Annotated in this window: 16 protein-coding genes; 12 read left to right on the top strand and 4 right to left on the bottom strand. The window is 64.1% G+C overall.

Translation table 11 applies throughout. The features are described 5' to 3' along the window. Positions 1-83: 83 nt before the first annotated feature. On the bottom strand, positions 84-953 hold the full coding sequence (locus tag ACTJKX_RS07905) for a MurR/RpiR family transcriptional regulator (RefSeq protein WP_367626046.1): 870 nt from the start codon (positions 951-953) through the stop codon (positions 84-86). Between the two features lie 211 nt (positions 954-1,164). On the opposite strand from ACTJKX_RS07905, the gene ACTJKX_RS07900 reads away from it, so the two are divergent. The 3 genes from ACTJKX_RS07900 to ACTJKX_RS07890 all read left to right on the top strand — a co-directional run bounded on the left by ACTJKX_RS07900 (position 1,165) and on the right by ACTJKX_RS07890 (position 2,913). Then, positions 1,165-1,341 carry a hypothetical protein gene (locus tag ACTJKX_RS07900; RefSeq protein ID WP_156771301.1) on the top strand — a complete coding sequence of 59 codons (177 nt, stop codon included), beginning with the start codon at positions 1,165-1,167 and terminating at the stop codon, positions 1,339-1,341. A 112-nt stretch (positions 1,342-1,453) separates the two neighbouring features. Further along, entirely contained in the window at positions 1,454-2,479 is a 1,026-nt protein-coding gene (locus ACTJKX_RS07895) for a SctD/MshK family protein (protein ID WP_440724920.1), read from the top strand. After that, positions 2,476-2,913 carry a hypothetical protein gene (locus tag ACTJKX_RS07890; protein WP_440724919.1) on the top strand — a complete coding sequence of 146 codons (438 nt, stop codon included), beginning with the start codon at positions 2,476-2,478 and terminating at the stop codon, positions 2,911-2,913. Before ACTJKX_RS07895 ends, ACTJKX_RS07890 begins: the two co-directional genes overlap by 4 nt. Here the strand turns inward: ACTJKX_RS07890 and ACTJKX_RS07885 are convergent. Beyond that, positions 2,868-3,245 (bottom strand): hypothetical protein, encoded by a 378-nt coding sequence (locus ACTJKX_RS07885; protein ID WP_440724918.1) that lies wholly within the window; start codon positions 3,243-3,245, stop codon positions 2,868-2,870. The two genes, ACTJKX_RS07890 and ACTJKX_RS07885, sit on opposite strands and share 46 nt — an antisense overlap. Here ACTJKX_RS07885 and sctV point away from each other — a divergent pair. Genes sctV through ACTJKX_RS07870 form a run of 3 tightly spaced genes read left to right on the top strand, consistent with a single transcriptional unit; the run spans position 3,238 to position 7,310 of the window. Next, a complete protein-coding gene (sctV, locus tag ACTJKX_RS07880; protein ID WP_440724917.1) occupies positions 3,238-5,400 on the top strand; it encodes a type III secretion system export apparatus subunit SctV in 2,163 nt (720 codons plus the stop codon). The genes ACTJKX_RS07885 and sctV overlap by 8 nt on opposite strands. Positions 5,401-5,448: 48 nt before the next feature. Continuing rightward, entirely contained in the window at positions 5,449-6,822 is a 1,374-nt protein-coding gene (locus ACTJKX_RS07875; protein WP_311943940.1) for a type II and III secretion system protein family protein, read from the top strand. Between the two features lie 14 nt (positions 6,823-6,836). Then, positions 6,837-7,310 (top strand): hypothetical protein, encoded by a 474-nt coding sequence (locus ACTJKX_RS07870; protein ID WP_394313568.1) that lies wholly within the window; start codon positions 6,837-6,839, stop codon positions 7,308-7,310. 37 nt (positions 7,311-7,347) lie between these two features. On the opposite strand, the gene ACTJKX_RS07865 is transcribed toward ACTJKX_RS07870, so the two are convergent. Then, positions 7,348-8,172, bottom strand: a complete 825-nt coding sequence (locus ACTJKX_RS07865) for a tetratricopeptide repeat protein (RefSeq protein WP_311943942.1) — start codon at positions 8,170-8,172, stop codon at positions 7,348-7,350. A 142-nt stretch (positions 8,173-8,314) separates the two neighbouring features. Here ACTJKX_RS07865 and ACTJKX_RS07860 point away from each other — a divergent pair, with 142 nt between their 5' ends. Next, positions 8,315-9,358 carry an EscU/YscU/HrcU family type III secretion system export apparatus switch protein gene (locus ACTJKX_RS07860; protein WP_440724916.1) on the top strand — a complete coding sequence of 348 codons (1,044 nt, stop codon included), beginning with the start codon at positions 8,315-8,317 and terminating at the stop codon, positions 9,356-9,358. Positions 9,359-9,419: 61 nt separating this feature from the next. Here the strand turns inward: ACTJKX_RS07860 and ACTJKX_RS07855 are convergent, their stop codons facing one another. Next, entirely contained in the window at positions 9,420-12,548 is a 3,129-nt protein-coding gene (locus tag ACTJKX_RS07855; RefSeq protein ID WP_440724915.1) for a LysM peptidoglycan-binding domain-containing protein, read from the bottom strand. A 308-nt stretch (positions 12,549-12,856) separates the two neighbouring features. Here ACTJKX_RS07855 and ACTJKX_RS07850 point away from each other — a divergent pair, with 308 nt between their 5' ends. The 5 genes from ACTJKX_RS07850 to ACTJKX_RS07830 all read left to right on the top strand — a co-directional run bounded on the left by ACTJKX_RS07850 (position 12,857) and on the right by ACTJKX_RS07830 (position 19,465). Next, a complete protein-coding gene (locus tag ACTJKX_RS07850) occupies positions 12,857-15,292 on the top strand; it encodes an ATP-binding protein (protein ID WP_440724914.1) in 2,436 nt (811 codons plus the stop codon). Positions 15,293-15,296: 4 nt separating this feature from the next. Next, the gene (locus ACTJKX_RS07845) at positions 15,297-15,692 is read left to right on the top strand and encodes a response regulator (RefSeq protein WP_311943947.1); all 396 of its coding nucleotides are present in this window, start codon (positions 15,297-15,299) and stop codon (positions 15,690-15,692) included. 86 nt (positions 15,693-15,778) lie between these two features. Then, entirely contained in the window at positions 15,779-17,287 is a 1,509-nt protein-coding gene (locus tag ACTJKX_RS07840) for a hypothetical protein (protein ID WP_440724913.1), read from the top strand. Between the two features lie 22 nt (positions 17,288-17,309). Next, entirely contained in the window at positions 17,310-17,705 is a 396-nt protein-coding gene (locus ACTJKX_RS07835; protein ID WP_068281395.1) for a response regulator transcription factor, read from the top strand. Next, positions 17,702-19,465: a YaiO family outer membrane beta-barrel protein gene (locus ACTJKX_RS07830; RefSeq protein ID WP_440724912.1), complete on the top strand. Its 1,764-nt coding sequence runs from the start codon at positions 17,702-17,704 to the stop codon at positions 19,463-19,465. The genes ACTJKX_RS07835 and ACTJKX_RS07830 overlap by 4 nt, the downstream gene beginning before the upstream one ends. The last annotated feature ends 1 nt before the right edge of the window (position 19,466 follow it).

Raw genomic sequence — 19,466 nt, 5'->3', positions numbered from 1 at the left:
CGTTGAATCTCCAAAGGCAGCCCGATTTCTTGCGCACCTCCACCGGAACGCCTGAGCCGGGTTTCAAAGTGGCTGTGGCGCCCTCATCGCGAGGGCGTCCAGTAGACATCGTATTCGCTGAGATGCTGCTCCACGGCGCGCATCGCTTCCTTGACGTCGACGCCGGACCGTTGAGCGATGAGAGCGATGAGGATCTCCGCCGCCGCGAGGGCCGGGGTGACGCTCCTGAAGAAGGAATGGGATTCGACCGTGACGATGACGCTGGCACGCGCCAGGCGTGCCAAAGGCGACACGCGGCTGTCGGTGATCGCCACGATGGTCACGCCGCGCTTGGCCGCACGGCGCGCCACCTCGACCGTGGCGCGGGCATAGGGCGCCATGCCGACCACCAGCATGACGTCTCCGGGACCGGCATGACGAAGGGCATCGACCTCACCCTTGGCGGCGGCATCGAGCAGCGTGCCACGATCGTCGAACAGCGAGAGCAAGCGGGAAAAGTGAGTCGCGACGACCTGTTCCGACCGCAGTCCCAGGCAATAGACGCGCCGTGCTTCGATCAGGATGTCGGCGACGGCGACATGCTGCATGGCGCTGGTATATTCGCCGAGGCGGGCGACCTGGGCGGCGAGCATGTCAGTGGTCGCGCTGACCGTCGAATAGCCCTGGCCGTCCTCCGCCACGCTCGGTGTCTCCACCGCTTCGGCCGGCTTGGCGGCTGATTTGGCCCCCGGCTCGCGCAGCGCCTGCGCATAGAGGGCCCGCATGTCCTCATAGGCTTCCAGGCCCAGCCAGCGGGCAAGGCGCATCATGGTGGAATGCGAGACACCGGCCCGCTGCGCCTGCTCGCGCATCGATATCAGCGCCACTTCCTGGGGGTGGTCCAGCACGAACCGGGCCGCCAGCTTCAGTTGCGACGGCATGGTCTCGAACCGCTCGACCAGGAGCTGCGTCAACGGACCTTCTCTCATTGCGGCGACCCAAATCTGTTGATGACAAGAGTATGACATGGCCTTCGCCAATGCAACAATTGGAACTTATTAATAGCATGCATTCCAAATGGACTTTCATTCCGAGATTCACTAGCATGCCGGCGACGGCGATCCGAGCGATGCCCTTCGCGGTCTTGTGATCTCGCCGTTCGAAGCGCGATTCAAGGAGTGAACGATGTCCGTGTCTTCCCTAAATCCAAACGCATCCAGCACCCCCAGCGGGGCTGTCGACGATGCGATCGCGAAAATGGAAAAGATGTTCTTGCTGAACCTGAAGCTTCAGGTGGCGACGACTGAAATCGGCGTCAAAAACAAGGCCGCCGACAACATCACCCGCGGCAGCAAGACCTGAATGACGAGCGCCGCCGGCCCTGGCCGGCGGCGCTCGAACCGTATTGTCTGAGCCGTTTTCCGATGGCGCAGATCGGAAAAGGCGGCCCGACTGGGGATTGGGGACTGGAACGATGCCCACCGGAATGATCGACAAGGCTCAAGGTGAGGCGCATGCCCTGCGTCGGCCCTCGCCACCGCCGGCTGCGGACAAGACCCGATTCGAGCCCGAATCGGCCGTGAATTTCCAGGTGACCGATGGCCTCCACAAGGATGCCAGCCTCGGGTTGGACGAGGCGGAGCATACGATCGGTTCCGGCAGGGATGCCGACATCGTCCTGAGGGATGCGGGGATTGCGCCTCTTCATGCGCGCCTGCGCTACCGGGGCGGCCGGGTGGAGATCGAGGCCCTCGGTGGGGCGCTCAGCCTTGCAAAGGGCGAGATCCTGCCCGAGGGCCATGGCCGCCGCTGCCGCCTGCCGCTCGAAGTCGGCATCGGTGAAGCGCGGTTTCGCCTGGAAGCCCGGCGTGGATCGTCAAGGGCCGCACGTTTGGGTGGCGGAACCTGGCTCGGGCGCTTGCTTTTCGCGAGCGGTGCCGTGATCGTCACGGTGGTGGGAGCCTCGCTTGCCCTGAACTGGCTGCCGAGCGCCACGGCATTTTCCTCCCAGCCTCACCGGACCGAAGCACCGCATCCGCTTGCTGACATCACCGAAAAACCCGCCGCACAGCCGGTCGTCACGAGCTCGACCGATGCGGCTGCTCCCGCGAGCCGTGCTCGTGACGACCTTGCGGGCCGTCTGGCGGCTGCGGGATTCTCCAATCTGACCATCGCCACGGAAAAGGACCGGCTGGTCGTCTCGGGCGTGCTGCCGGCGCAGCAGGGCGAGGCCTGGCGCGACGTCCAGGCGCGCTACGACCAGGCATATGGCGACCGCGTACCGCTCGTCTCGCGTGTCGAGACGGGCAAGCCCGCACAGTCGCCGCCGCTCACGCTGCGGGCGATCTGGTTCGGTGAGCGGCCCTATGTCATCGCCAGCGACGGCGCTCGCTATCACGAAGGGGCATTCGTCACCGGCGGCTGGACCATCGAGAAGATCGGCGAAGATGATCTGCGCCTGGCCAAGAACGGCTCGACACTCACCTTGAAATACCGATGACCCGACGGCTGGATGCCATTCGCCTCGATGCACCCCATCTCGATTCGTCCAGCCAGGAGACGAACGTCAAGGGCTTGCAGGGGCCTCCGGTCAACCGGCGGCGACTGCATTCGATCGAGTCACGCTCCGAAGAGGCCGGCAAGGCCGGTAGGAGCGAGCGTTCGGAAGCCACGCCGCGATCGGCGGGCAGAGCGGCCGGGCCATCGGCCAAGCGCTCCCTCGACGACGAACTGCAGGATCTGGTGATGCCCAAGGGAGCCGGCTCGGCCATTCTGCGCCGTTCGGTACCCATCCTGCGCTACTGCATCACCGATCTGGTGCCCCAGTTGGAAGGTGGAGACCAGCTTCGCAGCCTCGCCCGATCGCTGATGGAGGAGGAAATCGAACGTCATCGCGACCTGATGGCGCGGCTGCAGAAGGAAACCGAGAGCTGACCGACCGGCAGGACACCGTAAAGCTGCTGCACCTGCTGGGCTATCTCTATGGTCGCCACGGCCAGGTCAAGCGCGGCACGGCCTATCTCCTGATCGCGGCGCAGCTCGAGCCGGCGAATGCGGAAGTCCTGCAGACCCTGGCCCATCTGCTCGTGCTGGGCGGCGAGGCGGGCAAGGCGCTCGCCACGATCGAAAGGCTGGAGGAACTGGAAAGCGCCGACCATCCCGCCCTCGCCTTGCTCAAGGGCAAGGCCTTGCTGGCGGCGGGGCGCCCCGTGGAAGCGCGGCGGTCCTTTCAGGACTTTCTGGCGCAACGAGAGCTGAATGAGCATGCCTGACCGCCTTCTGACGTTCCTTGCCAAGGCCGCCAAGCGCGCCGATCTCGTCATCGCGATCATGATGCTGGTCGCGGTGATCATGATGCTCATCCCGTTGCCGACAGAGCTGGTCGACGTGCTGATCACCATCAACATCGCCATCAGCGTGCTGGTGCTGCTCGCCGCGCTCTACGTCACCCATCCGCTCGATTTCTCGTCCCTGCCATCGGTGATCCTGGTGGCGACGCTGTTTCGCCTCGCCATCACCATCACCACGACCCGCCTCATCCTGCTCCAGGCCGATGCCGGCCAGATCATCACGGCCTTCGGCACCTTCGTGGTCGGCGGCAGTATCGCAGTGGGACTGGTGGTGTTCCTGATCATCACCATCGCGCAGTTCCTGGTCATCGCCAAGGGCGCGGAGCGGGTCGCGGAAGTCGCCGCGCGCTTCACTCTGGATGCTCTGCCGGGCAAGCAGATGAGCATCGACGCCGAATTGCGCAATGGCGACATCGACAAGACGGAGGCGCGCCGGCTCCGGCAACGTCTGGAGCGCGAAAGCCAGCTCTTCGGCGCCATGGACGGTGCCATGAAATTCGTCAAGGGCGACGTCATCGCCGGCATCGTCATCATCCTGGTCAACCTGATCGGTGGTATCGCCGTCGGCACCCTGCAGCACGGCATGTCGGTTGGCGTGGCGGCCTCCACCTATGCCCTGCTGACGGTAGGCGATGGCCTGGTAGCCCAGATCCCGGCGCTGCTGGTGGCGGTGGCTTCGGGCACCATGATCACCCGCGTTTCAGGAGCGGAGGGCGAAGGCGATCTCGGCGGCCAGATCGCCGGGCAGCTGTTGCGCGATTCGCGCACGCTGAGTCTGGCTGCGGTCATCCTGGCCGGTCTCAGCCTGGTGCCTGGCTTCCCCACCATCATCTTCCTGATTCTCGGTGCCATATTGGGTGTTGGCGCCTATGCCCTCCATCGCAATGCCAAGGGGACGAAGGAGGAGGGACAGAGCTCGAACTCCGCGATTGCCTCCGATGTCGCGCGGTCCGGCAAGGCTTCCGGTTCCCTCACGGCCGAGGAAGGGGAGGAGACCCTGCCTTCGAGCCGGATCCTGGTTCGCTACGGCAAGGGCACGCTGCTCGACAGGGCCGTGCTGGACGAGCATGTGGGCGGTATTCGCCAGCGCCTCTACGATGATCTGGGCGTAGAGCTGCCCCGTATCGGGGTCTATGAAGACCCGGCTGTGCCGGGCCAGCACATCCGGATCGACGTGGAGGAGGCGCCGGTCCTGGAGGCGGATCTGCCCGAAGGCCGTATCAAGGTCGAGGGTGATGCCGCCAACCTCGCTCTGCTCGGCCTCGCCTACGAGGAACATCCCGCCGGCCCGCGTGACCAGGTCTTGTGGGTCGACGCCGGTGCGGCACCGGCCTTGGCAGAGGCTGGGCTGGTCTCCTCCGAGCCGGGAGAAGTCGTCGGCCAATGGGCCGAGGATGTGTTGAGGCGCTATGCCGGGCACTTCGTCGGCATCCAGGAGACCCGGGCACTGCTTTCCGAAGCCGAGCAGGACTATGGCGAGCTGGTCAGGGAAGCCCGCGAAACGGTGCCGCTGCAGAAGATTGCCGAGGTGCTGCGCCGTCTGGTGGCGGAAAACGTGCCGATCCGCAATCTGCGCATCATTCTGGAAGCCTTGGTGGATGCAGGCGCCCACCAGCAGGATCCGGCCCTGCTTGCCGAGCATGTGCGCGTTGCGCTGAAGAGGCAGATCAGCTTCCGAGCCGCCGACCGCAACCGCGTCATCGCCGCCTATGTCATGCAGCCCTCGGCAGAGGAATTGCTGCGCGCTGGCCAGCAGACGGCGACGCTAGGCGGCTTCCTCGGCCTGCCGGAGGAGCAGGCCCAGTCCATCGTCACGCAGATCGGCCGGGCTCTCCGGGAAACTGCGCCCGATGCCGCGCCGGTCGTCCTGACGGCGGGAGACGTCCGGCGGCACATGCGCAGTTTCCTGGCGCAGCACGGCATCGAGCTTGCGGTTCTGTCCTATCAGGAGCTCGCGCCGGAATTCAACGTGCAGCCGCTTGCCACCATCACCAGCCTGCAGGGCCAGGGCGCTGCCCGGCCTTCGCTCGCAACCACCCGCCCGACCAAACAACGTGAGGGGGCCGCCTGACACGGGGCAGGCACGGGCGCCATCGGTAGACGACAGGAGAGGAACGGAATGACAAGTCACGGCAGGGCCGGCCTTTGCATGGTCACACATGCAACGGGTCTCGCCCCGGAAATCGGTTGGTCTCTCCTGTATCGGCAACTGGCCGTGCTTGCCGCTTTCGCGCTTCTTCTGCTGGGCCTGGTGCAAGGCGCCCATGCCCAGACCATGACCAGCCTGCCGAGCAAGCCCAGCGTCGACCTCGCGGTGGGGCAGGGGCGGCTGTTCCGCTTCAAGCAGCCGGTCGAATCCGTCCTGGTCGCTGATACCACCATTGCGGATCTGCAGATCGTCTCGCCGCAACTGGTCTATGTCTTCGGGCTGAAGCCGGGCCTGACCAATCTGATCGCCGTGACGGCCGACCAGAAGGTCGAGGCGACCACGGAATTCCGGGTCAGCACCGATCCCCGGCCTGCCCAGCGGGCCCAGAAGGTGATGCAGCCGCGCGGGGCGACCAATCTCACGATTTTCGGGGACCGCATCGTCGCCAGCGGCAATGCCGGCAGCGTCGACGAGGCGCTCGATACCGACGATGTCGCGCGTACCTACTCGCAGCCGGATCGGCCGCCGATCAACGACACCACCATCTCCGGCTCTCAGCAGATCAACATCCGCGTGCGCTTTGCGGAGATCTCGCGCTCTGAATTGCTGTCCTTCGGCGTCGACTGGGGCGTCTTCGCCAATTCGGGCAACTTCTCCTTCGGCCTCTTGAAGACCGGCGGTGTGAGCGAGGGCGGCGGCAATCTCGGCATTGGCCTGCGATCCAATGCCGTCAATGTCAGCGCGCTCATCGAGGCGCTGCAGCGCAACGGCATCGTCAAGATCCTGGCCGAGCCGAACCTGACCGCGGTCACCGGCCAGACGGCAAGCTTCCTCGCCGGCGGCGAGATCCCCGTGCCGATCCCGCAAAGCCGCGATACCGTGACGGTCGAATACAAGTCCTTCGGGGTCTCGCTGAACTTCACCCCGACCCTGCTCCCCAACAACCACATTGCCATTCACGTCAAGCCGGAGGTCAGCTCGATCTCCGATTCCGGCGGTGTCAGCCTGAACGGCTTCAACCTGCCGAGCTTCGTGGTGCGGCGTGCCGATACCACGGTGGAAGTCGCAAGCGGGCAGACCTTCGCGATCGCGGGGCTGTTCCAGCAGAGATTCGCGAAAAGCCTGCAGAAATTCCCGTTCCTGGGTGACGTGCCCGTGCTCGGCACGCTGTTCCAGTCCGAGCGTTTCCAACGCGAGGAAACCGAACTGGTGATCCTGGTGACGCCCTATCTCGTCCAGCCGGTGCGAGGCCATGACCTTGCTACCCCGATCGACCGGCCCGCCCGAAACAAGAAGGCTCGCAAGCCAGCGAATACCGCCGGCATGGGCCTCATCGTGAAATAGGAAGGACGGGAGCGATGCGCGCGAATTTCCTGCGGGCGGGTCTTTGCCGGGGTGTGGCTCTCCTCGGCGTAATGGGACTGGCCGGTTGCTCGGCCGGCCCGACGGCCGATTATTCCCCCGGCTACAGTTATGTGGCGACCAATGCCGGCCATGGTTCGGCCAAGGGCGCGACAGGTTCGGTGCTGGTGCCCGATGCCTGTCTTGGCCCCCCGGCCGATGTCCAGCGTCCGGCCTGGGGCACGGTGGAAGCGGCGATGCCCGATCTCGGAGCCCATCTGCCGCCGGGTTGTGCCAATGCCTACAACCTGCAGCGCATGACCGAGAGGCAGGGGGATCTCGTCGAAGGCCGGCGCATGGGCCCGGCTGCCGGCGTCACGACCGCGCGCGCGGCCCGCAAATATCTGCTGGGGGAGAAAGAGGGGGATGCATCCTCATCGGAAAATCTCGGCGGTGCCGGCGGCAGCGCAACGCAACAGTCCTCCGACTAGCACCGGATTCTGGTCCAGGGAAGCATCAGGCCATCGCTTAGCTGGCGCTGGCCCCGCCGTTCATCAGGCCGAGCGCCTCGGCGCGCTCCTTGGGACTGGACTTGGCGCGGATCGAGCGGGTGCGGGCCAGCAGCGCATCGACCTCGCTGCTGGAAAGGCCGACAGGCGGAGCGGAGCGGACCTGGCTGTCCTGGCCCAGCAGGCCGTAGCAGACCACGAGGTTGCGTTTGTGATGCAATTGCGCGTCCGGAGCGGCGGCGACCTGCTGGATGAACGGCATCGCCTTCGGCGCGTCGCCGGCGAGGGACGCGGCGAGCGCCATATTGGCCTTGATGTCGAGGTCCGCGGGCGACAGCGCCAGGGCGCGCGAGAAGGAGGCCTCGGCCGGGCCGGTCTGGCCGGCCACGGTCTGCGCCACGCCAAGCCGATTATAGGCGCTGGATGTGTTGACGATCTGCGCGCCCTCGCCGAGGGCGCGCAGCCCGGCCTCGTTGTCGCCGGTCGCCATCATGGCCGAGCCCAACCCAACCAGGGCCTTGCCATCCTTCGGCGATTTCGCCAGCGCGGTGCGATAGGCGCTTATCGCGCTGGGATAGGAGCCGGCACGGACATAGGCATCGCCAACCTCGACATTGGCCGTCGCGGAGGCGTCCGGCGCTGCAGCTGCCCTTTCGTAGAGGGCGAGCGCAGTTCCCTTGTCACCATGCGACTCGACATCGGCAGCCAGCCGCATCAGGCGGGAGGATTGCGTGTTCGATGCGCTCCCCAGGCCGACAGCGGGCGTGTTGGCAGTATGCGCCGTGGTGCAGGCCGAAAGCACCATCATCGCAAAGACGGGACAAAACGCCGTGCGCAGCCGCATGCCGATCCTCCTGAAAGCCGCCGGATCATATCGCAAGCCTCTTGCCGCGGAAACCATATACGCAGGTCATCCACGAGGAACCTCGCGAACATGCACATCCGCGCAGGAAATAGCGTTATCGCGCATGGTATAGGGCGCTGAGATGTCCCAGGAAAGCGAAGAGAAAAAGCTTCCCGCTTCGGAAAAAAAACTGCGCGATGCACGGCGCAAGGGCCAGGTTTCCAACAGCCGGGACCTTGTTTCAGGCTTCTCGATCTTCGCGGCGCTGGCTTTTCTCTATATTGCCGGGTCCGGCATCATGGATCGCATCAAGCAATTCGCCGAGCTTGTCGCGAGTGCGCAATCGGCTCCCTTCGCCCAGACCGCCAGTGCCCTCATTCATCAGGCCATGCTCACGCTTCTCTATACCGTGGTGCCGCTGGCGGGTGTCGTCGTTGCCGTGACGATTCTGGTCAGCACCATCGCGACGCGCGGGCCGGCGTTTTCCTTCGAACCGCTCAAGCCGCAATTCGAACATGTCAATCCTGCCAAGGGGCTGAAGCGCATCGCATCCCTGCGAAATGTCGTCGAGTTCGCCAAGAGCCTGATGAAGACGCTGCTGCTAGCGGCCGTCTTCGTCGCCATCATGGCCGCCTGGCTGCAACCGCTCTTCGAGGTTCCCGCCTGCGGCCAGTCCTGCCTCGAGCCGACGCTGCTGGCCATCCTCACGCCCCTGGGGGCTGCGGCGGCGCTTGCCTTCATCGTCGTCGGCCTCATCGACGTGCCGATCCAGCGCGGGCTTTTCCTGCGCGACATGCGCATGACAAAGACGGAATACAAGCGAGAGCACAAGGACTTGGAAGGAGATCCTCTGATACGACAGGAGTTACAGCGCCAGCGTCGCGACGTGACCAGCCGGCCCTACAAGCTCGGCCTTGCCAATGCGGTGCTGGTCGTCGCCGGCCGCGACCATTTGGTGGGCCTGCGCTATGTGCGCGGCGAAACACCCGTTCCGGTGGTGGTCGGCAAGGGCGAGGGGGCGGCCGTCGCGAGCCTTCGCTCGCAAGCCCGCGAACTGGATCTGGCGATCGTCGAGGATGCGGCCTTGGCCGAAGTCCTGTTCGAGCGCACGACGCCGGGCGCCTATGTCGAGGCGGACTATTTCCCCGCCATCGTCGCCCACCTCGTCAAGAACGGGCTGGTCTAGTATCGAGCCATCGGCCTTGGCAGCCGAAGGGATGTCCCAAGGCCGCAAGGTGCCCAGCCGCTCAGGCCGCGGGAATGGCGATGCCGAGTGCCGTGAGGGCGACGTCGATCTGCGCAACCGAGGCCGGGCTGGCTTCGCCGTTGCGAACCTTGGAGGCGGTGTTGTCGATATGTACGGTGACCTCCCCCGAACCATAGTCGTCGGGTGCGGTGAAATCCTCCTTGGCGTTGAAGCGTGCCGGATCCGTAAAGGCTGAATCGGATGATGCCGTCGCCGTGAGCTTGGTGGCATCGCCCTTAAGGCCGGCGAGCGTATGGTGCAGATTGCTCACCAGCGTGTCGCGCGCCGCCTTGGGCATGGCGTTGATCCAGTCGATGAAGGCCTGCCGGCTGGCGGCATCGTTCATCTTGAAGCCCTTGAGCTCGCCATATTGGATGAGGAGAGGCACGGGGCTGTAGCCTTCGCGGCTCTGGTTCCTCAGGGCGGTGGCAGCCTCCTCCGACAGGCCGGCATGCTTGAGGAAGGCAGTCGCGTCGGCGGTCTCGAATTCGTGATTGTCGCGATTGCCCGCCACGACGAACTGGGCGATTACAGCGCCGATGACGACGGCCAGCCCGATCGGTCCGAAGGCGGTGCCGGTGCCGAGCGCGGCCATCACCGTGCCGCCGCCGGCGACCAGGGAGAGGCTGCCCATCGTCGGGTCGCCTGCCTTGAAATAGTCGACCGCGTTCCAGACATCGAAGATAGCGCCGACCGCACCGAGAACCTTCACCGCCGGCTTGCTGCTGGATCCGAATACCTCCACCGTCTTGTTGCCACCCGAGAGAAGGCCAAAGCCGTGCGAGAGCTCGATCGCACGCTGGCTGACGCCGGCGGCGTCGATCACCATCTTGAGGCCGCCCTTCCAGGTCGGATTATTGGCAAAGTTGACGCCGGTATTGACCAGGCCCGCCAGGGTAGCGGCAGTGCCGATGATGCGCAGGATCTTGCCCGGCGTCGTGTCGTTCTTGAAGGCCTTGATGCCATTGGTGTCGGTGATGTCGTCCAGCCCTGCATTGAGCTGGCGCATCTTGCGCTCCACTTCGGCGGGCGTGTCACCGGCCTTTGGCAGTGAATCCTCGACCAGCTTGACGGCCTTGTCGAGCTCGCTCTGCTTGACGCCGAGCATCTTGGCCATGCTGCCGTCCTTGAAGGAGACGAGCGCATCGTCGACCTTCTTGAACGTTGCCGGATTGCTTGGGTCAAAATCGGCGAAGCCGGGGATCACGGTGCGCCGGATCAGCTGGGTTGCCGCTTCCTCGACGATCTTGCGGCCGCGGTCCGTCAGGCGCAGCGTGCCTGCGAGCTTGTCGAACTTGGGCAGGCCGAGCAGGGTCGGCTCCTGCGTCAGCGTCATGTTGAGCGCCATCGCGGTCTTGTCGTCGGCGAGCAGCTTGGCGACGGCGTCGTTGGCCTGTTTCTGATACCGGGCGAGCTCGGGCGGCAGATTGCCCAACTGGTCGATCTGGACCAGGAGCTTCTTGCCGTCCTCGCGGATCTTGGCGGCGAGGTCCTGCTCCTTCTGCTGCCATTGCGGGCCCTTGCCCGTCTTGTAGTGGGCGATCGCCTGGGTGAGCTGCTCGGGCGTCATCAGCGGGCCCTTGCTGGCGATCAGATATTGCAGCTCCTTGGTGTGTTCCAGATAGGCATCGACATCCTTGTTCACGGTGCCGGCCGCAAATTGCTGCACATTGGGAATGACGGTTTCGTCGACCGGGTAGCCGAGGGCAAGCGGGTAATCCAGGCGCGAGCCGCCAGCGATGGCCTGGGGGATGGAGTTGATGTCGTAGCTTCCGATCTCGGCGAAGCGCGTGACGATGGTCGATGCGCCTGGTGCGTCGCCTATCTTGTCGATGATCGCCATCAGGTTGGACAGGCCTTCCATGCCGATCAGATCGGTGCCGATCTCGCGCTGACGCGTGGCATTGGCGGCCTCGATGGTGGGCAGGGCGGCCTGCATCAGCTTCACGGCGAGGTCAGGGTCGGCCTTGTCCACCAGGCCGCGCAGATTGTACATCACGGTCGCCGCATCGCCCTGGTCGCTGACCGCCGTCTTGGGATCGTAGTTCTTCAGCTGCCGGGTCGCTTCGTCGGCGGCTGCCTGGATGAGGGTGAGGGCATCCTGCGAATTGGCGATGGCCCGCTTCACTTCGGGTGTCGCCGTGGCGTAGCCCTCTGCCATTTTCTCGAACGCCTTGCCGGGGCTGCCTGCGGCATTGGCGTCGTCGATGATCTTGCGCGCTGCGGCTTCCACCTGCGGCCCGGCATGGCCGGAGGGGCGCAGGGCGATGCCGAGATCCTTGCCGGCCGCTTCGATGGCGCTCTGCGCCGGGCCGCCATCCGTCCAGTCGCGATCGAACAGGCGCTGCAGCGCGGCCGGCTGCTCGGCTTCCGGCAAGCCGCCCAGATAGGCCTTGGTGTCGGCAGTGAGTTGTTTCTGCTCGGCCGTGAAATCGTAGTTCGGATCGTCGGAATCGGCGCCCTTGTTGCCGCGTTCGTAGAGGCCTTTCGCAAAGGCCTCCTCGGGATCGGTCTCTAGCCCGCGCTCGCGAATGGCCGCTTCGGCACTGGCCCTGGCCGGGCCGCCATCCGACCAGTCATAGGCAGCGATCCGTAAGGCAGCCGCCTGGCGCTGGGATGGCGGCAGGGCATCGAGATAGGCCCCGATATCGGCCTTGATCGCCGCACCACCGGCCTTCAGCTCCTCCAGGGAGATGCCGTCCTGGTAGCCGAGCTTGTTGCCCTGGCCATAGAGATCGTCGAGGAAGGCCTTCTCTCCGGACGGCGCGCCGCCGGTACCGGCTGCGGACTTGGCAACCAGCTCGGGGGCGCTTTCGGGGACGATGACGACATCATTGGGATGCAGCACCTCGCCATTGGCGTCGAGATGCCCCTTATTGGCCACGATAAGGTCCGCAAACTTGACATTGCTCTCGGCGGCGATCTTCCAGAGGCTGTCGCCCTGCTCGACGATGACCGTCTTCTCCGTTTTCGGATCGAGCTGCTTGGGTCCGCCGGCATCGGCCCGCTCGCGCACGGCCTTGTCGATCTGCGATTCGAAGAATTTCTGCTGCTGCGGGGGGAGCGCGAAGCTCACATTCCGGATCGGATCGAAGCGAAACCGTGCGTTCGGATCTATACGAAAAGACATGCTGCATTACCCCGCCAGAATCAGTCGTGCCATGGCGACGGCGCATCCGCCGCGAACGGCTGCGCGGCCAGTTTGTGGGCAGCACTATGGCCGGGGGTGGATGATGGTTTGATGACACGCCGGGACCATCCGGCGCGGGCCTGGTGGATTCCGCGGGGTGAAGGCGGACACTTCAGATCCCGGACTGGCCCATTGGGAAAGGCTGGACTATCGTCGCATCTCACCTGTGATATCGGTGAGTTGATTGCCGGAAGATTTCCATCTGCGATGGTCGACGGCGAATAGTCCGATCAAGATTTGGGGCCGGTATGGGTACGATCTGGCAATCACTCCTGGCAAACCTTGCACTCGTCTCGATATTTCTGGTGGGATGGGACATCATTTCGGATCTCGCCAGGCGGACATCCAGGAAAGTTCAGGATCTCCTCCTGGGTGCGGTGATGGCGGGCGGGGCCATAATATCCATGCTGTTGGCCATGCCGATCGCCTCCGGCTTCATCGTCGATCTGCGGTCCGCCTTCATCGCTTCCGCCGCCTTTTTCGGAGGATGGAGAGCGGCTGCCATTGCCACCCTGTGCGCGATCGCCTTCCGGCTCTATCTCGGCGGCGCAGGGGCATGGCCGGGTGTGACAGGCATCCTGATCTCGGCAGCCGTCGGGCTGGGCTATCACTACGCCATTGGCGGCCGGCGCCGGAAGTCGGTAGATATTCTGGGGTTGGGTGCTGCGGTCGCGGCCGGCAGCGCCATCGGCTTCATGCTGTTTCCATCACATGCCGGTCTTGAGATTTTCAAACAGGCCGGCTTGCCGCTGCTGTCGTTCGTCTTCGTCAGCCAGATCATCATTGGCGTCCTGCTCGACAGGCAATGGCGTCGACGCGAACTGGCGGAAGCCAATTTGATCTTCAGTGCGATGGTGCGAGAGCTGCCGGATTGCCTCAATGTGAAGGATAGTCAGGGCCGTTTCATCGCCGCCAATCCCGCAACGGCCAGATTCATGCGGGCCGGCTCGGTGGACGCCCTGATCGGCAAGACGGATTTCGATTTCTTTCCGAAGGATCTGGCGGAGAAGTTCCGACAGGACGAAGTGTCGACCCTGGAGCGTGGCGAGACGGTGCGGATCGATCAGCCGGCCGTGTTTCCGGACGAGCGGAAGGGCTGGATAGCGACATTGAAAGCGCCGTTCCGTGACGAGGCCGGGCGGATCGTCGGCATCATCACCTATAATCGCGACGTGACCGAGCAAAGGCGTGCGGCCCAGCTCAAGAACGAATTCATCTCCACCGTCAGCCATGAATTGCGGACGCCTCTGACCTCGATCCGCGGCTCTCTCGGCCTCATCGCCGCCGGTGTCACGGGTGCGCTGCCTCCAAAGACCGCCAATCTCGTCAAGATCGCCCACACCAACAGCGAGCGGCTGGTTCATCTCATCAACGATATCCTCGACATGGAAAAGATCGAGTCGGGCAAGATGGTGTTCCAGGTCACCAGGACGGCGCTGCGCCCGGTTCTGGAGCAAGCCATCGCGGGCAGCACCAACTACATGTCCGAAAAGCAGATCCGCATCGCTCTGATGGACGACGCCCCTCGTGCGGAAGCCGTTCTCGATCCGGACCGGCTGCATCAGGTCCTGGCCAATCTCCTGTCCAACGCCATCAAGTTCTCACCCGACGGCGAGACGGTAATCCTCCGATTGCAGCGCCAGCCGGGCAGAAAGCTGCGCATATCTGTGATCGATCGCGGCAGCGGCATTCCGGACACTTTCCAGGATCAGATTTTCGAGAAATTTGCCCAGGCTGATGCCTCGAACACCCGCAGCAAGGGTGGCACTGGCCTTGGCTTGAGTATTGCCAAGACCATTGTCGAAAAGCTCGGCGGCAGCCTCTCTTTCGAAACAGGAGAGGGAACCGGCACGGCCTTTCACGTCGACCTCCTGGAAGCGGAACGGCCGCCCAGGCCGGAACCGGCTGTCATCGTGCGCAAGCGGGACAACCGGCTCAGGGTACTGATCTGCGAAGACGAGGCCGACATTTCCGCTGTGCTTGCCATGCTTCTCGATGCGGAAAATTTCACCAGTGATGTCGCCCCCGACATCGCCTCGGCCAAGACCCTTCTGCGCACACGCGACTATGTGGCGATGACGCTGGACATCAAGCTGGCCGGGGAATCGGGCATCGAGCTCTTCCGCCATATTCGAGCTTCCGCCACCAATGCCGACATTCCCGTCATCGTGATCTCGGCAGTCGCCGACGAAACCCGGCGCTCCCTCAACGGATCGGCGATCGGGATCGTGGACTGGCTGGAGAAACCCGTCGACCCCGATCGTCTTCATGCCGCGCTCGAAAAGATCGTCACCCGCAAGCTCGATCGTCGGCCCAACATCCTGCATGTCGAGGATGACGAGGGTGTCCTGACCGTGATGTCGGAAGGGTTGGGGCCGGATGTCTGCATTTCCTCGGCCCGCTCCTTGGTGCAGGCCCAGGAGGCGATTGCGCTGCAGCGCTTCGATCTGGTCATTCTCGACATCGGGCTGCCGGATGGGTCCGGGCTCGACCTCCTGAAGGATCTGCCGCCCGAGACGCCGGTCATCGTGTTCTCGGCCGTGGAGCTCGACCAAAATCTCGGCGATCGCGTCAGGGCGATCATGACCAAGACCAAGACGTCCGAGCTGGATGTGGCAAGGCTCGTCAAGAACTTGCTGCCGACCTTCGATATTCATATCCATGCGACGACCCCCGGGGAGTGAATCGATGCCGACCAAGATCCTTTATGTCGACGACGAGGATGACATCCGGGAAATTGCCCAGATCTCCCTGGAGCTCGAACCGCAATTCGAGGTGCGTTCGTCCGCCTCGGGCAGCAGGGCGCTCGTCGATGCCGCAGAGTGGCAGCCGGATCTGGTTTTGCTGGACGTCATGATGCCGGGCATGGACGGACCGGAAACGCTGCGCCAGCTGGCTGCATCGGCCCGAACGGCTGCAATTCCGGTCGCCTTCGTCACCGCCCGGACCCAAACGCATGAAGTCGTGCGATATCGTGCCATGGGCGCGATCGGCGTGATCGCAAAACCGTTTGATCCCATGGCGTTGGCGAAGGATGTGAAGAGACTGCTTCAGGAGCGTGGATCAGGCCGGCAGCTTTTGTGAAGGTCTGACTGGTGCGGTTCATTCGGACAGGATGGAAAAATCGGGCTTGTTCGCTAGCCCTGTTCGCTGCCATGGAGATCATGTGCTTGTCTCCGTTCATGTCGGTTGCCTTCGCCTCGGAGGGCAAGGAATGGTCCTTTCCCATGCCAGGTCTTGCGGCCACACCCGAAAAGCTCGTCGTCATCGGTGTGAAGAAGAATGGACTTTTCAAGCCGACCGAGGTCGTCCGGCCTGGGCAGGAGGACAGCAAGCGGCCATCACGGCCGGCCTCCTTTCCCTTCGAGGCCAATTTGCTCCCTCTGCTCGATCATCGCGTTTTTGGGGTGGAGGAGCGCGTCCAACTGTCGTCGGATATAGCGGGGGTCGTGATCCGATGCTCCCCGGGGCGTCGACCGGCCGGCGTGGTATTCAGCGCGGCCGGATACCGGCTCCCGCCCGGCATGCGGGGGGCGTTGCGCATCGAGGGGCAAGGTTCGACCGGTTTCGGCCTGGCCCTGACCGCGCCGGGCGAGGATGCGCCCGAGCGCCCCTCCGGCGGCATGCAGGCCCTGCCTTCGTCCATCCCTTCGGCAACCTGGCGTAACACCGACGGTGTCCGCAACCTGGTGGTGACCTGCCCGCAGGGCGACGCGACGGCGACGATCTCGGCTTTGCAGCTGGTCCCCGATAGTGTCGGAGACCATCGGGGAGTCGGGAGCTGGATCTGGGACCTGCGACCCTGGCTCGCCGATCCCGGACGGTTGGTGGACGAAGCCCGGCGCGAGGGGGTCGATCGTCTCTATGTGCAATTGCGCATCGAGGGGGGGCAGGTCGAGGACGCTGCCCAGATTGTCAGTTTGATCGATGTGCTCGCTCGCGCCGATATCGCCGTGCATGCGGTAGAGGGCGATGCGGCAATGGCCACGTCTGCCGGGCGCGCCCATGCACTCGACCGGGCCAGGATATTGCAGCGCTTCAAACAGGCCGCTCCTGGGCTGCGTTCGTTCCAATATGATATCGAGCCCTATCTCCGGCCCGAATATGCCGCCGATCGTGCTACCGGATGGCGTGAGTGGGCGACGACCGTCAAAGCGCTTTCGCAGGTGTTTGGCGAGCCCATCGAAGTGGTGGTGCCCTTCTGGATGATCGAAGATGCGGCGGGCGAGCAGGCTCTGGAAAGTGTGCGTGGATCGATCGGGTCAATTGCCGTAATGGCCTATCGCACCGACCCGGCAATCGTCGAGCAAATCGCGCAGCCATGGCTGAATTGGCAGGGCGCTGATGCAATTCCGGTTGGCATCGCGCTCGAAAACGGTACAGTTCCCGACGAATATCACAGAACATATGTTCGAGCACAGCGCGGCGAGGTTCTGCTTGATCGCTCAGAAGATGGGCGCGCTGTACGAATACTGACCGAACAGATCTCCGATTCAAAAACTAAACCTGTTTTTTCGCTAAGTCACGAAGTTGAGGTGAATTCATCGCGAATCAGCTTTATGAATGCTCGCCAGACCCTGGCAGAGGCTCGAAGAAGGCTTGAGCGGACATTGTCGGCATGGCCTGGGTTCGGTGGTTTGCTGATCCATGAATTGCTTGGGCCGGGGCCGGGGCAGTGACGGTTGACGTGGGACAGTGCAAGTGAGTGCTGCGAAGACAAAGGTTCTGATCTGCGACGATGACCCCTTGTTGCTGGAGCTCATGGAGTTTCGGCTGCAGGCAAAGGGCTATGACGTCGTCAAGGCGGTCGATGGTGCGGAAGCGCTTTCCCGGGTCGGAGGGGAGCGGCCGGATATCGTCGTACTCGATGCCATGATGCCGAAATCGGACGGATTCGAGGTTCTGGCCCGCATCAAGAACGATCCCGACCTGTCTGCGATTCCGGTTGTGATGCTGACGGCCCGCAAGGGGGAAAAGGACATCGTTTCCGCTCTGGAGAAGGGGGCGGACGACTATCTGGTCAAGCCCTTCATTCCCGAGGAATTACTGGCGCGGCTGGCACGCCTGGTTTCGCGGCGGCAGGGCAGGCGCGGATGAAAGGGCGGGCGGGCGTCGTCGCATTGACGCTTCTTCTGGCGCTCGGGCAGGCTGCTTCGGCCCAGACCTCCGATGAGCTCTATGCTTCCGGCGTCAAGGCCCGTCAGCAGCAGCATTTTGATGAGGCTGCCGATCTGTTCAGACGTGTCTTGGCACAAAAGCCCGACAATACAGATGCCCTCGTGCAATTGGGCTTCGTCGAACTCGGCCGCAACGATCTTGCGGCTGCCCGCGAATCCTTCGCCAAGACGCTTGCCCTCGCACCTGCCTATGCGGACGCCAAGTTCGGGCTGGCGGAGATCGAGTTCCGCTCCGGGAATTTGGATGCGGCGCTCGGGCTCGTCGAACCGCTCGCGCAGGAGCATCCCGACAATGGCGATTTTGCACAGCTTCTCGCCAATCTCCGCAAGGCGCAGGCAGCGAAGAAGCAGGCGGCGACCGCCAGACCTGTAAAACCCGGCCCCGCCAAGGCTTTTCGCCCATCCAAGCCTCACCCATCCAAGCCTCGTCCAGATCCCGTTGCGGCCTTGCTGGAGAAGGGCCGGAAGCTCAGAAATGCCGGGCGCTTTGCTGAGGCCGAGCAGGTCTATCGCGATGCGCTGAGGCATGCGCCACGCAATACGGACGTGCTGGTAGCGCTCGGCCTGGTCGCTGGCTTCCAGCAGAAGTTCGAGGAGGCAGGCCATTTCTTCGATGCCGCTCTTCGGATCAGGCCTTCCTTGCTCGACGCCAGGCTCGGCAAGGTGCGGCTCGCCCTCTGGCAAGGCGATGTCGCGCTTGCCAGGACCCGCGTCGACGCCATCCTGGCCGACGCACCCGGCAATTCGGAAGCCCTTGTCCTCGCGGGGCGGATCGCCATGCTCGAAGGCGACCATGCTCGCGCGGCCCGGGTCTACCAACAGGTCCTGGCGCGGGAGCCTCGCAACAGCGAGGCCCTGGTGGGGTTTGGCGATATCAGCCGGGCAGAGGGCGATGACGATGCGGCGCGACAGGCCTATCGCCAGGCTTTGGCCATCGAGCCCCATTCCCAGGATATCGCGCAGCGACTGGCCGTGCCGCCGCCTCGCAAATGGCGTTTCGACATCGGCAGCGAGGTCAGCGCCTTGACGGCGGGGCAGGGAAACTGGACGGACAGCATCGTCGGCCTGTCCTACCGCCTGACGCCCAGCACCACCGTTTCGGGCAAGACCCGTCTCGCCACGCGTTTCGGCCAGACGGACCTGCAGGTCGAAGGGCGTGTCGACCACGCTTTCTCCTCGCGATTTTCGGCCTATGCCCTGGTCGCCGCGACACCGAGTGCGGATTTTCTGGCCCGCTATTCCGTCGGCACCGGTGCTTCCTGGCAGGCGGTTTCCCGCACGAACGGCGTCGGCCCGCTGTTTCTCAATGTCGATGCCCGTTATGACGATTTCGCAGACACGCGGGTGACGACGATTTCGCCCTGGATCCAGGGTTATGTCTTTGATGGCCGCCTCGGCCTTTCGGCCCGCTGGGTGCACGCGCGCGATGATGCCGATACCCGCGCCGACGGCTATGTGCTTCGGGCCGATGTCGTGGTGACGCCGCGATTGTCGCTGTTCGCGGGCTATGCCGATGCTCCCGAGATTTCGGACGGCTCCCTGGTGCCAACCCGCTCCGTCTTCGGTGGTGCTGCCTATGACCTTACCGACGACCTGACGCTGAGGGCCAGCTTCGCCCATGAAAGGCGCCGGGCCTTCGATCGCAATACCTTCGGTCTTGGCCTGACCGCCCGGTTCTGAT

Origin of the sequence: Labrys sp. 22185, assembly GCF_052045555.1 — a bacterium.
GTDB lineage: Bacteria > Pseudomonadota > Alphaproteobacteria > Rhizobiales > Labraceae > Labrys > Labrys neptuniae.
Note: the sequence above shows the minus strand (reverse complement) of the source record. Positions and strands in the feature narration are given on the sequence as shown.